At 40.2% G+C, this 18241-nt stretch carries 4 protein-coding genes; 2 read left to right on the forward strand and 2 right to left on the reverse strand.

The features are described 5' to 3' along the window. Positions 1-5: 5 nt before the first annotated feature. Positions 6-1040 (reverse strand): PorP/SprF family type IX secretion system membrane protein, encoded by a 1035-nt coding sequence (locus ABXG83_RS11620; protein ID WP_353549036.1) that lies wholly within the window; start codon positions 1038-1040, stop codon positions 6-8. Continuing rightward, positions 1037-12283, reverse strand: a complete 11247-nt coding sequence (locus ABXG83_RS11625; protein WP_353549037.1) for a PKD-like domain-containing protein — start codon at positions 12281-12283, stop codon at positions 1037-1039. The genes ABXG83_RS11620 and ABXG83_RS11625 overlap by 4 nt, the downstream gene beginning before the upstream one ends. Positions 12284-12638: 355 nt before the next feature. On the opposite strand from ABXG83_RS11625, the gene ABXG83_RS11630 reads away from it, so the two are divergent. Together ABXG83_RS11630 and ABXG83_RS11635 are read left to right on the forward strand one after the other, a co-directional pair. Further along, entirely contained in the window at positions 12639-14879 is a 2241-nt protein-coding gene (locus tag ABXG83_RS11630; RefSeq protein ID WP_353549038.1) for an MMPL family transporter, read from the forward strand. A 211-nt stretch (positions 14880-15090) separates the two neighbouring features. Continuing rightward, the gene (locus tag ABXG83_RS11635) at positions 15091-18222 is read left to right on the forward strand and encodes a TonB-dependent receptor (RefSeq protein WP_353549039.1); all 3132 of its coding nucleotides are present in this window, start codon (positions 15091-15093) and stop codon (positions 18220-18222) included. Positions 18223-18241 lie beyond the last annotated feature (19 nt).

The following is an 18241-nucleotide window of genomic DNA, read 5'->3' on the forward strand; positions in this document are numbered from 1 at the left end:
TGCCACTAAAATCTAACGCATCTTGTTTTATCTACGGTAGAGTTTCTGATTTTCAGAAATCCGCGATAGGTTGCTGTTAATTCAAGCCCGCCTCTCCAGTTCGATACTACTTTTAGTTTCGATATATTCACATCATAACTGACACCAATACTGAAATGCTCAAACTCCATTTTTACAGTAGGTATTAAGGCATCACCCCAACGCATAAAACTTCCAATGTAGAACAGATCAGGTTCATTGCCATCATCATATTCTCTGATCGTCATTCCATATAATACACCTCCAAGTATTTGCTTATTACTGTTTTGGGTAAAATAATCTATGAAACCCATGATTCTGCTGCGCTCACCTGATGGTGCGTTGATACCTGCATTAAAAGAGAGTCTGGGTGAAAGAAAATTTTCTGTAGATCCTGTAACGGATTTGATGGTAGGATTGGTTACATGTGATAAACCAGCAGCTACATATACCCTGGTTTTATCGTTAAAAGAAGTGCTCAATGATAAACCGGTGCTGAGATCCCAATATGAATAACCGGAATTTGTGATTCGCTGTGCAGTAGGGTTGGACGCATTATATTCTCCACCACGAAACTGGTCACCCATTTTTAGTTTAGAGGCATCGAACTGACTGGAGACAGGTCCACCCATAAAGGCCAATGAAAGATAAGTATCAGCATCGTTACTCAATGATTTGTGATAATTGATTGCGGGAAGTATTTGTGTTCTTCTCAAGCGAAGATCTCCCGCAACATCAATACTCATCTGGGAGGCAATGGTTAAAAAATCGTTTTTCCCACCCATTGGAATTTTATGTTCTATACTCATTGACGATGTTTTGTACGGAACAGTAACACTGCCCCACTGACTTCTGTGTGCTAGGGAAGCCCTGATATCACCAGTGAAAACACCTGCTAAAGCAGGGTTGCGTAGCAAAGGTTGTTCATAAAATTGTGAGAAGGTAAAATCTTGTCCATAAACTTTACCAGAGATGAATATTGCTATGATGGCAATAAAGCGAAGGGTAGAATTTCTGTTCATTTGAGTATGGTTATGTTTCCTTTAAATATGGTTGGTAATCCTTTTTCACAGATGACTTCAGATACATATACAAATACATCCGGTGTTACTGCTTTGCCGAATGCTGTTCCATTCCATGCATAGGCAGGATCACCGGGTAAGAAATTTGCCTTTTCAAAAATCAGCTGTCCCCATCGGTTGTATATTCTAAAGCTTTTGATCATTTTAATACCCTTACCCTGAACCAGCAATACATCGTTTACTCCATCGCCATCTGGAGAGAATGCGTTTGGAACGAATAATTCAGTGGTAGGACAAAGTGTTTTGATACAAAGAGTATCGGTGCTTACACAACCGTAGTTATTCACTACCGTACAGGATATGCAGGCATCATTGGAAAGTTTCACTTCTGGAGTGGGGCATGTAGGACAACTGATCGATACATCGCCACCCCAGCGCCACTTTTTAATTTGATCATTACCTGCATTGATAGCATTGGTTGATAAAACCCTTAGTTGTAAACTGGTACCTGCTGTGATAATGGTATCGCTACCAATATTGATAGGTGTAGGGCGGCCAACCACTATCTTGATCTGTGCAGTGTCTGTAAAACAGTTATAAGCATCTTTACCAATCACATTGTACACAGTTGTTTCAACCGGTCTTGCGATAGGGTTGGCTACCTGTGTATTATTCAATCCGGTTTCGGGATACCATTTGTAACTGTTGGCGCCTGTAGCAATGAGCTGTTTGCTTTCGCCTATGCATAAGGTATCTCCTTGTGCAGTGAACATTTTCAACGGTTGTATGACACGGATATTGGTTGACTTCACTTCGCTACAACCATGTTCGTCATAACCTATTACGCGTACTGAAGTAGTTCTGGAAGGGCGAACAATATTTGTATTCGGGCCGCTTGAAGTGATATTGTTAAGTTGATCGAACCAGATATAATTCATAGCACCTGATGCAACCAGGCGAATAGAATCGCCTTTACAAATAGTACTATTAGGTGTGATATTAATAACAGGAAGTGGATGCACCGTCATTGCTTTGTAAGCAGAATCAAAACAATTGTTTACAGTTGTTGCAGTCAATCGAACTGTATATTTTCCATCGATGAGATAACGAACAGCAATCAATGAATCAGTACTTCTGGTACCATTACCTAAATTCCATAATAACATAGCGATGGTATCTTTTGAATTTAGGATAGGAGACATTTGTATTAATTGTCCCTTACACACATCCCTGATGGCATCAATATCTACCTGTGGAAATTCAAAGACATTGACTGTGAACTGTGCCTGTAAAGTATTTACACAACCAATATTACTTACTACACTCAGGCTCATTGTATAAGTGCCTTCAGTCGTAAATCTGATACTGTTCTCTTTTTGATAAACAGTATCACCCGGAGCGATGCTCCATTTCCAAGTTGCGATATCAAAATTGGAACGGCTACGATCATTGAACTTGTAAATCGTGTTTCCGCAGTTATTGACTCCTGACAAAGTAAAGTCTGCAATTGTTTGATCCACTTTTACAGATACTGTGTCAGAAGAACTTACACAAATACCATTGGATATTTCCCATGCGAATGCATAGGTACCTGGTATCAATCCTGAAATAGCAGTATTGGGGTTTGTTCGATCTGCAATTGATACATCATTCGGTCCTGCTATTTGCTTCCACATGCCAGTTCCTGATAAAGGAGTATTGGCTCTCAGGCTTGTAAAGTTAGCAGCGTTACAAACGATTATATCGGAGCCTGCATCAGCAGTAGTCACAGGTGCAACAACGGCTATTTCTACAGGAGCAGTGTACATCACTCCACAAGTACCATTTTTCACCATGGTCCGGTATAAAGTAGTACGTTGGAGATTGGTGTAACGAATTGTATCAGCTAGCTGAGCATTGATCGAGTTCCAGGTAATACCACTATTTTCAGAAGATTCCCACTGAACAACGCTTCCCAGTTTGCCTGATAAAATGATCAGTCCCGAATTGTTGTTATAACAAACTGTATCGGCACCACTAATGGTTCCTGCTACGGTAGCTGCATCAACAACTATGTTCACAGTATCACTAAATGCTGCAGAACAAACACCACTTTGTACCATTACCCTGAACAGGGTTGTTGAAAGCAGGTTATTAAAACTGTATTGGTCACCTGTATAATTGATCAATGTCCAACTATCACCATTATTAATGGAAGATTCCCAGCGGATAAGATCTCCTACATAATTGGTAAGTTGTAATGTGCCGTTATTAGATGTAACACAAACAGTATCATTCGCTGCGATATGTCCACCCACTGTTAACGGATTTACAGTGATGGTAACTGTATTTGAATAGAGGGAAGCACAAACTCCACTTTGTACCAATACCCTGAATCGGGTAGTTGTAGTTAGATTGGTATAGCTATAAGTATTCTGTGTGGTATTGATCGGGTTCCAGTTTGCGCCATTATCAATTGAGCTTTCCCATCTGATGATGGTTCCTGTATAATTGGTGATGGATAAAGTACCTGTATTGATATTGGTACAAACAGTATCATTACCAGATAATACACCCGCAGAAGTAGAAGGATCAATTCTGATGTCAACTTCATTGCTCGAAGAAGGGCATACAGCATTTGAAATGGTCCAAGCGAAACGATACGTACCTGTACTAAGCCCTGAAATATTCGTTGCAGCAAGTCCTGCATTGTTAAAGATGGCTGTTGTGGGTCCTGCAACCTGACTCCACATACCCACACCTGAAGAAGGAGTATTACCTTCTAGTCTACCGGTAGTGGTATTACACAAAGCCTGTGATAAACCTGCAACAGCAGTGGTTACTTGCTGCATTACTGTGATCTGTACAGGGTTTGAGTACGCTGTTGCACAAACACTATTTTGTACCAACACTCTAAATAGTGTAGACACTGTTAGATTATTATAGGTGTATGTATTGGATGTATTTGATAATACTGTCCATGAAACTCCATTATCAGTAGAGTATTCCCAATGTAAAATGGTCCCTGTTGTTCCGCTTAATTGAAGAGAACCGTTATTGGTTCCTGTACATACAGTAGCATTTGATGACAACACTCCGGGAACAGTTAGTGGTGCAATCGTAACTTGAACTGTATCTTTTGAATCCACACAAAGGTTATTGGTGATGGTCCATACAAAAGCATAAGTTCCAACCGTGAGTCCATTTACAGCTGTACGAGGATCTGCTGCATTCGCGAAAACAGGAGTAGTTGGTCCTGATATATATGTCCATGTACCTGTACCAGATACCGGCATATTGCCTTCCAATACAGTAGTCGATGCATTACACAGTACCTGATCCATACCAGCATTGGCAGGAGTAACAGGTTGTAAAACAGTAATAGTTACATTGTTTGAATAAAGCGTGTTACATGAACCACTCTGTACTGCAACGCGATAACTGGTGGTGGTATTCAGGTTGTTATAAGTCAGTGTATTCGTAGTGTTGGCAATACTTGTCCATGAACTACTACCTAAAACAGAAAACTCCCATCTCAATATCGCACCTGTATTTCCACTAAGAGAAAGTATATTGCTATTAGCAGTAGCACATACAGTAGCATCTGCGACCAATGATCCAGGAATGGTTGGTGGATCAATTCTTACGATAACGGTATCAACAGAAGGAGTACACATTCCATTACCGATAGTCCAGATAAAATGGTAAATACCATGTGTAAGTCCATTCACTGTTGTATTCGGATCATTAGCATTGGTGAAGTTGATAGTTGATGGTGCACCGGCAGCAAGGGTCCATGTACCGGTACCTGATACAGGTGAGTTACCATTCAGTGTAATAGTATTTACGTTACACAATACCTGATCATTACCTGCATTAGCAGTAGTAACGGGCTGGATAACAGTAACTGTTACTTCATTGGAATACAATGCCGGACAAATTTCATTTTGATTAAGTGCTCTGTAAGTAGTCGTAGTATTGAGATTATTATAAGTATAGGTATTCGTTGTATTGGAGATATTGGTCCATGATCCGCTATTATTGATTGAATATTCCCAACGAATGATATTGCCATTATGACCAGACAGCGCGAGTATATCGGTATTATTGGTAGCACAAACAGTGGCAGATGCCACGAGGTTGCCAGCAATGGTTGGAGATACAATTCTTACAGCAACAGTATCAGTTGAAGGAGCACACATTCCATTGCCAATCGTCCAGATGAAATAATAAGTTCCATATGTAAGTCCATTCACGGTAGTGTTTGGATCATTTGCATTGGTAAAAGTGATGCTCGAAGGTGCACCAGTGGCAAGGGTCCATGTACCTGTACCGGAAACGGGTGTATTACCATTGAGTGTTACTGCATTTACATTACACAATACTTGATCTGTTCCTGCATTGGCTGTCGTAACAGGAGGAATCACTGTCACCGTTACTTCATTGGAATACAATGCCGGACAAATTTCATTCTGGTTAAGTGCTCTGTAAGTAGTCGTAGTATTAAGGTTATTGTAAGTATAGGTGTTCGTTGTATTGGAAATATTGGTCCATGATCCGCCGTTATTGATTGAATATTCCCAACGGATGATATTGCCATTATGACCAGCTAGCGTGAGTATGTCAGTATTGTTGGTAGCACAAACAGTGGCAGAAGCTACTAGGTTGGCTGCAACAGTCGGAGGGATGATACGTATTTCAACAGTGTCAGAAGAACTGGAACAAAGCGTATTTGAAATAGTCCATGCAAAACGATAAGTACCAGAACTAAGTCCATTCACCGTTGTTGACGGATTTGCGGCATTGGTGAAACTTACAATAGACGGTGCACCAGGAAGAATTGTCCACATGCCTGTTCCTGATGATGGATTGTTAGCATTTAGTGTAGCAGCAGTTGTATTACATAGTACCTGATCAGCACCTGCATTGGCCGGAGTAACTTCTGGCAATACAGTAACCGTAACAATATTCGTAGCAAGAGCAGGACAAACACCATTTTTTATCTGACTGCGATACTGTGTCGTTTGTGTAAGATTGGTATAGCTGATAGTGCTTTGGTTGGCGGTATTCGTAATACCTGTCCATGTGATACCATTATCTGTAGAATATTCAGTTTGTACAATACTTCCGAAGAAGCCGGTAAGCTGTAAGGTTCCGTTATTGCTGGTGACACATACAGTATTATCCGCACTGATAGTACCGGCAACAGTTGGTTGTTGTATAGTGATGGCTACTGTATCCTGTGAATCTGAACAAATACCATTCGAAATAGTCCATACAAAATAATAAGTACCAAAACTTAAACCACTGATAACACTGTTAGGGTCTGCAGCATTTGAGAAAGAAGCAACGGTAGGGTTACCTGGAAGTGCAGACCAGGTTCCCATTCCTGATGTAGGCGTATTACCTGCAAGTGTTGTTGATGTTGTATTACATAATAATTGGTCTGGACCGGCATTGGCAGGAGTTACCAGTTCAAGTACTGTAACAGTGGCAGCAATACCTGAATATAATTCTGCTCCTACACCATTTTTTACCAGCGCTCTGAATAGGGTAGTCTGGGTAAGATTATTGTAAGTATATGTATCTTGATTGGTGCCTATCGTAGAAGAAATTACATTCCATGTAACACCATTGTTAACGGATAACTCCCACTGCAGAATGGTTCCCAGATAGTCAGTTAGCTGTAATGTACCACTGTTATTACCTGTACAAACAACGGCATCCGGACCAATAACACCTGGATTCGTAGGAGGCTGCACTGTGATCTGCATGGTATCTCTCGAAACAGGACAATAACCATTAGAGATCGTCCATACCAGCAAATATTTTCCATCTGTAGGTGGCGTTCCATGCACATAGTCTAGGCCTGTAATAGTAGCTTTTGGATTTGTAATACCTGAAAAATTGAGTGGTGAAGTAGCACCTGGTACAACCGACCATACACCTGTTCCAGAAGAAGGCATATTGCCATTGAGCGTATAACTTGATACACCATTAATGAAGGTCGTATCAGGTCCTGCATTGGCTGGTGTTACAGGTTGTAAAACTGTAATGGTATTGAGATTGGTATATAATGTCGGACAATTCTGGTTCTGAACAGCAGCTCTAAATGTAGTTGTTGAACTAAGGTTGTTATAATTCACCGTATTGGTAGTATTACTCAGCGTAGTCCAAGATGCACCATAATCAATGGAAGATTCCCATCTTACAATATTACCGGTGTTACCACTCAAAGTGAGTGTTCCGTTATTAGAGATGGCACAAACGGTTGCTTCTGCAGTAATGTTTCCAGGTATTGTAGGAGGGTGAATCACAACTTGTACAGTGTCTTTTGAATCTATACAAGTACCATTCGAAATGGTCCATACAAATTGATAAGTTCCTGCAACCATTCCTGTTACAGTCGTGTTGTGACTGGCAGCATTGGTAAAAGTAACAGTTGAAGGTGCTCCTGGAAGAACAGACCACATACCTGCTCCTGATGTGGGATTATTACCATTCAAAGTGATTCCGGTAACATTACAAACTGACTGATCGGCACCTGCATTAGCGGTAGTAACAGCAGGTAATACAGTAACAGTAACGATGTTAGAATACTGAGGCGCACAAACACCACTTTGTACAGACACTCTGTATTGAGTAGTTGCTGAAAGATTGGTGAAATTGAGAGTATTGGTAGTATTAGGAATAGTAGCCCAAGTAGTTCCATTATCAGTAGAAGCTTCCCACTGAAGGATATTACCTGTAAAACCAGCGAGAGATAAAGTGCCGCTATTAGCTGTTGCACAAACAGTAGTGCTGGCAGATAAAGTACCGGGTACAGTTTGAGGATCAACAGTAATGGCAACAGTATCTCTTGAATCCACACAAGAGCCATTTGAGATGGTCCATACAAACTGATAAGTACCAACTACTAATCCATTGACAGTTGAATTGGGATTATTAGGATTGGTAAAAGTAACGGATGAAGGAGCTCCAGTAAGAACAGACCATGTACCTGTACCATTCACCGGAGTGTTGGCAGCAAGGATAGTAGCTGTAGTGAAACAAACATGTGTATCAGTACCTGCATTAGCGGTAGTAACAGCAGGTAATACAGTAACAGTAATGATGTTAGAATACAGAGGCGTACAAACACCACTTTGTACAGACACTCTGTATTGAGTAGTTGCTGAAAGATTGGTGAAATTAAGGGTATTGGTAGTATTAGGAATAGTAGCCCAAGTAGTTCCATTATCAGTAGAAGCTTCCCAATGAAGGATATTACCTGTAAAACCAGCCAGAGATAATGTACCACTATTAGCTGTTGCACAAACAGTAGTGCTGGCAGATAAAGTACCGGGTACAGTTTGAGGATCAACAGTAATGGCAACAGTATCTCTTGAATCCACACAAGAGCCATTTGAGATGGTCCATACAAACTGATAAGTACCAACTACTAATCCATTGACAGTTGAATTGGGATTATTAGGATTGGTAAAAGTAACGGTTGAAGGAGCTCCAGTAAGAACAGACCATGTACCTGTACCATTCACCGGAGTGTTGGCAGCAAGGATAGTAGCTGTAGTGAAACAAACATGTGTATCAGTACCTGCATTAGCGGTAGTAACAGCAGGTAATACAGTAACAGTAATGATGTTAGAATACAGAGGCGTACAAACACCACTTTGTACAGACACTCTGTATTGAGTAGTTGCTGAAAGATTGGTGAAATTAAGGGTATTGGTAGTATTAGGAATAGTAGCCCAAGTAGTTCCATTATCAGTAGAAGCTTCCCACTGAAGGATATTACCTGTAAAACCAGCAAGAGATAAAGTGCCGCTATTAGCTGTTGCACAAACAGTAGTGCTGGCGGATAACGTACCCGGAACAGTAGCGGGATAAACAGTAACAATAACAGTGTCTTTTAAATTTGTACAAACACCATTGCTGGTTGTCCACTCAAACTGATAAGTACCTGCAATCAGGCCATTCACTGTGGTATGAGCATCGGCTGCATTGGTGAAACTTACCGCTGATGGACCATTGATCAGTAACCAGCTTCCACTCCCTGAGGAAGGGGGTGTGGCATTCAAAGTGATTGCAGCTACATTACATACACCAAAATCATTTCCCGCATTTGGTGTTTCAACAGGTGGAATAACTGTAATGGTAACTGTATTGGAATACTGAGGAGCACAAACGCCACTCTGTACACTAACTCTATATTGTGTTGTTGTAGTTAGATTATTATAATTCTGTGTGTTACTGGTATTTGAGATAACAGACCAACTACTTCCGTTATTCACTGAAGACTCCCATTGCAAAATAGTACCATTATAACCACTCAGTGTCAGTGAGCCATTGTTTGCAGTTGAACAAACAGTGGCATTGCTGGCTAATGTACCAGGAACTGTAAGTGGAGAAACAGTAACGGTAATAGCATTGCTGTATTCTGTTGTACAACTACCGCTTTGTACAACTGCTCTAAATGTAGTGGTCTGAGTGAGATTGCTGAAAGTATAGGTATTTGTATTGACTGCATAGCTTATAGGCCAAGTAAGACCGCCATCTGTAGAAGCTTCCCAACGAATAATATTTCCAGTATATCCGCTGAGTGTGAGAATACCTGAATTACTACCAGAGCAAACTGTTGTAGTACCGCTGAGTGTGCCCGGCACTGTCAGTGGGTCAACTGTAACAGTGATCGTATTTGAAAACTGAATACTGCAACTGCCACTTTGAACAACGGCTCTGAAGATCGTAGATGTGGTAAGGTTATTAAATGAATGCGAATTATTTGTGTTGGTAATGGATGTCCAGCTTGCACCATTATTAGTTGAAGACTCCCAGCGAATAATAGTACCGGTATAACCTGAAAGTGTAAGTGTGCCTGAATTAGTACCAAAGCAAACATTCATATTACTGGAAAGTGTACCTGCAACTGTTTCCGGACTAATGATCACATTTACACTATCTCTTGAAACAGTACAAGGGCTATTAGCAATACTCCAAACAAATACATAAGTTCCAGGAACCAATCCGCTGACAGTACTGGAGGCAAGTGAAGCATTACTGAATGTTACTGTTGAAGGTCCAGATGCCATGCTCCATATTCCGGTTCCAACAACAGGTGTATTGGCATTGAGTTGTGTAGATGCAAGATTACATAGTTGTTGATCAATACCCGCAGCAGCGATTGTTGGATTGGGTTTGATAGTGATATCTGTTGAATCAATACCTGTACAGCCATTTGGAGAAACGGTTGTAATACGGTAGCGAACAATTGCATTTGATGTAGATGTATTTGTAATGATATCTGCAATTGTATTAACCGATGATGCAGCACCACTAGATGACTGGCCACTTGCACTACCAGAAACAATGGAAGATGTCCAGGAAAATAAAGACCCCGATAAAGAACTGCTCAATTGAATATTAGTAGCAATACCAGAACATATTTCAGTTGTATTGTTCGTAATGGTAAGGGCAGGATTCGGATTCACAGTAACTGTCACTGTATAAGGCACTCCTGCACAACCTCCATAATACGGAGTGATGGTATACGTTACTACCGCTGCACTTGATGAAGAAGCATTAACCAAACGGTCACTGATACTACCCGAACCGCTTGCAGTATTTCCACTACCCGTACCACTCGTAAAAGCAGAGCTCCATAAAAAAGTACTGCCGGGCTGAGTAGATGATGGATTATGTGTAAACAATTGATTAGAGCAAATAGCAGTAGTTGTGTTGGTTCCTGTATTATTCGGATAAATGCGCAATATCATAGAATCCTTGCTGGTATTGCTTCCGCAGTTGCCGGTAGCATTATAAGTAGAAGTACCTGTGAAGTAAAGTTTTACTAAACCACTTACTTTATCTGCAAGACTGGGTGTATACGTTGGATTAAGCGAGTTGGCATTTGAAAATGTACCTGTACCTGATGTACTCCACGAATAGTTATTGGTAACATAGGAAACACTGCCCGACAGTGGTACTGAATTTGTATTATAACAAATAGACGTGTCTTTTGAATTCAAAATACTCGCAAGTGCCACCGCATTTTTAAATACAACCTGTGTGTCGCTACAACTCACACCATTGGTTGTGAACTGAACGCTCACAGCATAAGCAGCTGAACTGTTGAATTGAAAACGGGGATATTGTGAAGAAGGATTGTGTGCACCTTGAAAACTCCATGAACCAGAACTGGACACTGACCATAGATAAGTATTGCCTACATTATTATTGCTATAGGTAACCTTATAATATGGATCAGAAGAAGAATAGCTGGTAATACCATTATTACATTCAATCACATCATCATTCAGTTTTACAGATGCAACGGTAAGTGATACAGCAGCCGATGCTGTGATGCAGGTGCTAGAAGATAAACTGGCTACATCCGGACCAACTATCACACGATATGCAGCCCCATCGGTGCTAGTGATATTATTGATCGTATAGCTGTTAGAAGTACCGGCAGTTCCGATGTTTGACCAAGTAGTGCCACCATCTGTACTTTTCTGCCATTGATAGGCAGGTGATGTAAAAGGGTTGTTGACAATAGACGCATTGATGGTTGTACTTGTTCCTGCACAAACAGTAGTTCCATTGCTGAATGAAATAGTAGCAGTGGGAGTACAGGCAGTAAAAAGAATATCATCAATTGCAAGATCATTACCACACTGAGGCTGACCTCCATATGCGTCCACCATTTCTAGGATCAATGAAGTAGTACCTGAAGGCAAAGCAAAACTAAAACCATATTGCTGCCAGTTGGGCGCTACAGAACGATTGGCTGTAAGTGGAAGATTTCCTGTATTATACGTGCCCAGTATGGTGCCTGAAGTATTTTTGATATTGAAAGTAACATTCGGATACACATAACCACTTCCACAAATGGGTAGTGTATTACTTGTTGTATTAACATTCGCAAGCCATGCAGAAAAATTATACGTAGAACCTGGACAAAGATTATCGACCTGTTGTGTAAAGAAAACAGAACCACCGGTACCTGCATTTACCAGAAACATATTACCATTGGAATTGCCGGTATGGTCTGTGCCTACAGCCCAATCACCTCTTCCGGAGTTTTGAACACGAGGTGTTACAATATATCTGCCATCATCTAATGCGCCACTGCTTTGGAATGAATAATTGGTAGTAAAACCAGAAGGAACTGTTGTCTTGGAAGAAGAATTAGCACCTTGTCCGAATGTCTGTGAAAAAACAGGCGCTAACGCACTGCTTGAACAAGTGCCTTGCCCTTTTACCATAGAAGAGGTATATAGACAACAAAGCAAGAGCACAACATGGTATGTGTACCTTTGGGGAGTCATGGATATTGGATATAAGATGTTAATCAGAAATCGGGCGGATAGGATTCCGATTTTCTGCAACAGCTTTCATAGGACAATGCAATCTACATAACTAAAGGCGCTCTGTGATGTTATTTCTATGTGACAGATTCTTCTTTTCTTTGTAGAGCTATTACTACAATATTATTCACACACGATCTATTGATTATATATTAAGAAAAAGACTATTTGCAAAATGTGGTATCGACTTGGTCAATTTATTTTAAAGTATAGATTTTCATTATTGTTATTGTTGATCCTCGCAACGGGAATCATGACTTATTATTCGACACAGGTGAAATTAAGTTATGAGTTTACCCGAGCCATCCCTACTGATAATCCGAAATACCAAGACTATCAATCTTTCCTCAAAAAATTTGGCGGAGATGGAAACATGATGGTGGTTGGTTTTGATACTGATTCATTTTATCAAACAAATTATTTTAATGAAGTAGCAAAACTTCATCAGGAAATAAAAAAGATAAAAGGTGTTACAGGTGTTCTGAGTATTCCCGATGCAGTGAGTCTTAGAAACGATCGTGAAAATTCAAAACTGGTACCTGAAAAAATATTCAATACGCCTTATACTGATCAGGCATTACTGGATAGTAGCAGAATGATCTTTGAGAATCTTCCTTTTTATAAAACACTTTTATACAGTGACTCTTCCAATGCGTATTTAATGGGAGTTTCTGTAAATGCGGATACCATCAACAGTAAAAGCAGAACCAGACTCATCAATGATATTACTGCACAATTGAAGTTGTTTGAAGAAAAAACACATTCGGAATTACATGTAAGTGGACTTCCTTACATCAGAACAACGATCGGTAATCGGATCAAAGATGAAATGAATTGGTTTTTGATCGGTTCATTGTTATTATCTGCTATTACCTTACTTCTGTTCTTTCGATCTTTTAGTGCGATGCTCATGAGTTTGATCGTTGTAGGAATAGGTGTAGTATGGAGTTTGGGTACGATCGTTCTGTTAGGTTATAAGATCACTTTGCTTACAGCATTGATACCACCTTTGATTGTAGTCATTGGTATTCCGAATTGTATTTACTTTCTCAATAAGTATCATACTGCTTATCGTGATACAGGTGATAAAGAAAAGGCTTTGGTTACGATGGTTGGTAGAATGGGTATCGTAACACTGTTTTGCAATATTGCAGCAGCGATTGGCTTTGCAGTATTTGCTTTAACGAAAAGTGCATTGTTACAAGAATTTGGTGCTGTAGCTGGTATCAATATCATGGCGTTGTTTCTTATATCACTGATCTTTATACCGGTTGTTCTCAGTTATACAAAACCTCCTCAACCAAAACATGTACGTTATCTTGATAATAAATTTTTAGAAAAGTTATTAGTAAGAATTGAAAGATGGACCTTCCATCATGCACGTTGGGTATATGGTGTCACGATCGTTTTAAGCTTAGTTGCAATAGCGGGCTTATTCAGATTAAAGAGCGAAGGGTTTATTGTAGATGATCTTCCGAAACAAGATAAAATATATACCGATCTGAAATGGTTTGAACAAAATTTTGGGGGTGTGATGCCACTGGAGATTTTGATTGATACGAAAAAGAAAAATGGTTTACTCAGAACTACCAGACCCATCTCAAAGATCGATGAACTTTCTGCTTATATTGGTGCAAGTCCGGAGGCAGCCAGACCACTGTCATTTGCGGAAGGATTAAAGTTTGCCAAGCAAGCATATTATGATGGAGATATTTTGAGTTATGATATTCCTTATGAAGGAGATCTTGCTTTCATGGGTCCTTATCTGCGTCAATCATCTGATAGTGGCAAAGCCTCAGAGACAGGTGTGGGCAAGATCATCAGCAGTTTTATGGATAGTAGTAAGCAAGTAGCTCGCATTACTGTTAACATGAAAGATGTTGGCAGTGTGAAGTTGCCATTGTTGATCGCTGACTATGAAAAAAAGGCGAGAGAAATATTTGATACTGCTTCATATCATATCACATTTACCGGCAGTAGTATCACTTTTTTGGAGGGCTCTAGTTTTATTATCAAAGGATTGAAAGAAAGTATTTTCTGGGCCTTTTTGTTGATCACACTTTGTATGCTGTATCTGTTTCGTTCGATCAGAATATTGTTTTGTTCTCTCATCCCTAATTTAATTCCGCTACTCATTACTGCGGGAGTGATGGGTTGGGCAGGTATTGCTTTGAAACCTTCAACAGTACTGGTTTTCAGCGTGGCATTGGGAATAGCCATTGATGTAACCATTCGTTTTCTGATCAACTATAAACAGGAATTGCCGCACTATAATTATCAAGTACCACAAACCTTGGTGCAAACGATCAAACATACGGGTATCAGTATTATCTACACTTCGTTGGTGTTGATCGCAGGCTTTATTATTTTTTGTATCAGCGATTTTGGTGGTACCAAGGCACTTGGTTGGCTCACTTCATTAACGTTGGTTACCGGAACACTTACCAATCTAATACTGTTGCCTGTTTTGATCTTACATTTAAGGAAAAAGTAGAAATCGGAGAAAACTTGTTGAACCAACAGCAGGAAATTCAGTCGGTAAATTTTGAAATCGTAAACAAAATCATTTCAATTTAATTTACAGCTCATTACATAGATAAATAAAAAAAATCTGTGTTTCAAACCCTGTTTTTTCTCTGCCAAACAGCGTTTTTTTGCCCGCTGCTGTCTAAATTTAACACTTCTATAAACCTTAAACTAATGCAATGAGAAAACTATTGGCACTTTTTGTCAGTGTTGTGTTATTGATGACACAACTCCAGGCACAAACGAGTCGTACCTTCACAGGAAAGGTAACGGACGCAAAAGGAGCACCACTTGCAGGTGTTACCGTTTCCGCTGGCTCCGACAGGAGAACAGTTACAGACAATGCGGGCAATTTTACCCTTCAGGTAGGAGCAAATGTCCGTTCGCTTCGTTTCACTTATGTTGGCTATAATATCTTAGATGCCAGCATTTCCGACAAAAACTCTATAACCGTTAGCATGACCGAAGAAGACAAATCTTTGTCTGAAGTGGTTGTGGTTGGTTATGGTACACAAAAGAAAAAGGAAATTACAGGAAGCATCGCCAGTGTAAAAGGTGAAGCATTAGCCAACAAACCTGTTCAGAGCTTTGATCAGGCATTGGGTGGTCGTGCTGCCGGTGTACAGGTAAACATTCCAAACGGTGTATTGAACGCACCTCCTGTTATCCGTATCCGTGGTACCAACTCTATTTCTCTTTCATCTTATCCATTGATCGTATTGGATGGAGTACCAATGTTTACCGGTGACTTTAGTGCTACTAGTTCTGCTGGTAACATTTTAGCTAGTATCAATCCAAATGATATTGAAAGTGTAGACGTTGCCAAAGATGCGGCTGCAACAGCTATCTATGGTAGCCGTGCTGCAAATGGTGTATTGTTTATCACCACTAAAAAAGGTAAAGCAGGTCGTTCAAAAGTAACATTGGACAGCTGGGTTGGCTTTAGTCAGGTTCAGCGTTTACCAACGTTATTGGATGCATTCCAGTATACTGATTACAAAAATGAAGCTTTGCGTAATGCAGGTACATTCAATGCTGCAACCAACGCATTTGCTTTGACCAATGGTCCTGATGGACAGCCAATCAACACTCGTTGGTATGATTATGTATATCGCACTGGTGTACAACACAGTAATACTATCAGTATCTCTGGCGCAAATGAATCAACTAACTATTACTTCTCTGCAGGTTATACTGAGCAAGAAGGTATCATCAAAAGAAACGACTATAAGCGTCTTTCTTTAACAATGAACGTTGATCATAAAGTAGGTAAAGCTGTGAATATCGGAGGTAAGATCCAGTATTCTAGTGAAAAGAACCTTGCGGCAGTAAGTTCAGGTTCTTTGGGTGATGCATTTGCAACCGCTGGTTTAGGTCGTGTTGTACTTGTAACTGCACCAAATATTTCTCCATATAACAACGACGGTACTTACAACTACAGTGGTGCTTTGATCGGTGTAATGGGTAATAAGCAAGGACAAGTAGGTTTCAACAACCCGGTTATTCAATTAGATCTGAACAGAAACGATAACTACATCGAGCACGTTATCAGTAACGTATATGCGCAGATCAAACCTGTTAGTTGGTTAACTGGTCGTACTACTTATGGTATTGACTATGTACTGTCTGATAACGACATTTATTTTCACCCTATTTCAGGTGAAGGTTTTGCATCGAATGGTTCTGTTACAGCTACTTACAGCAAGAATAAAAGATGGGTTTGGACAACCACTTTGCAATTCGATAAAACTTTTGGCGAAAAACACAACGTAAGTGCATTAGCCGGTATCGAGCATCAGAAGTCTGACAACAATGGCTTCGGTCTGAATCGTATTACGGTGAACGACCCTGCGTTTACAAATATTCAGGGTGGTTGGACTACTCCGAACACTTCTGGTTTGAGCATTGGTGAGAATTATCTGTATTCAGAGTTCGGTCGTGTTCAATATAATTTCGACAAGAAATACTATGTGACTGGTAACCTACGTAGAGATGGTGCTTCACAATTAGGTGCTAACTCTAAATACGGTACTTTCTGGGGAGCATCTGTTGGTTGGGAAGTCATGAACGAGAAGTTCTGGACCTCAGCTAAATTGGATCGCATCTTCAGCAGCTTTAAAGTAAGAGCTAGCTATGGTAAAGTAGGTAATATCGGTGGTCTGGGTAACTTTGCTTCACTGTCTCAGTTCGGTTCTGGACTGTATGGCGGTAATGGTACTGTTGCTTACAGTCAGGCAGGTAACCCTAACCTTACTTGGGAAACCAGTAAGAAAACAGATGTGGGTATCAACTTTGGTATCCTGAAGGATCGTATGACTTTCGAGATCGGTTACTATAACAGTAATAACAACGGTCTGTTATTGTTCGTACCACAGCCTCCTTCTGCAGGTCTACCTTCTACTATTCCTCAGAACATTGGTAGTATGTATAACAGAGGTTTAGAGTTCTCAATGAATTTTGCAGCAGTTCAGAAGAAAGATTTCAGCTGGAATACTTCATTCAACCTCTCTACCAACGATAACAAAGTAAATTCTCTGGCTCCTGGTATCAATAGTATCATCGGTTCTACCGGTGGATTAGAAAATCCTAGTATCACTGTTCCGGGTCAGCCTATCTCAATGATCTTTGTAACCCGTACAAAAGGAGTTGATCCTGCTACTGGTCGCAGAATCTTTATCAACGCACAAGGTCGTGAAGTATTCTTCCAGCACGTGGCTCCTGCAGGACAAGCACGTTTCATGTATGCTGATGGAACAACTGCACCTACAGTAAGTAATGCTGATGCGGTGGTTTATAAGAATACACATGCGAAGATCTTTGGTGGTTGGGAAAACACAGTTCGTTTCAAAGGATTTGAACTGACTGCATTGTTGACCTATCAGTTTGGTAACTGGATTTATTTTGGAACACAAGCCGGTTTAAGAGATCAGCGTTTCTGGAACAATGAAGTAGCTGTACTGAACAGATGGCAGAAAGCAGGAGATGTTACCGAGATTCCAAAACCAATCTTTGGTGATAACGTATCTAACGGTTCATCTTTCCCACTTGACATCAACGTATTCAGAGGTGATTTCGTTAAGCTGAGAACATTAACAGTTGGTTATAATCTACCGAAGTCATTATTGGATAAGATCAAGATCACCAGCGCTCGTTTCTATGTGAATGGAAACAACTTGTTGATCCTGACTAAATATCCTGGTCCAGATCCTGAGGTTTCATCCAACGGTAATGGTACTACCAACTTTGGTGTAGACAGAAATACAGTAGCAAACCAAAGAACCTTAACCATAGGTTTGAATATTGGCTTCTAATTGTTAAACTATTAATGTA

The sequence above is a fragment of the Sediminibacterium sp. KACHI17 genome (genome assembly GCF_040362915.1).
Classification (GTDB): Bacteria; Bacteroidota; Bacteroidia; order Chitinophagales; family Chitinophagaceae; genus Sediminibacterium.

Excerpts from the sequence above, each read along its gene's own strand:
- ABXG83_RS11620 (WP_353549036.1), bottom strand. The coding sequence starts at position 1,040 with ATGAACAGAAATTCTACCCTTCGCTTTATTGCCATCATAGCAATATTC.
- ABXG83_RS11625 (WP_353549037.1), bottom strand. The coding sequence starts at position 12,283 with ATGGTAAAAGGGCAAGGCACTTGTTCAAGCAGTGCGTTAGCGCCTGTT.
- ABXG83_RS11630 (WP_353549038.1), top strand. The coding sequence starts at position 12,639 with ATGACTTATTATTCGACACAGGTGAAATTAAGTTATGAGTTTACCCGA.
- ABXG83_RS11635 (WP_353549039.1), top strand. The coding sequence starts at position 15,091 with ATGAGAAAACTATTGGCACTTTTTGTCAGTGTTGTGTTATTGATGACA.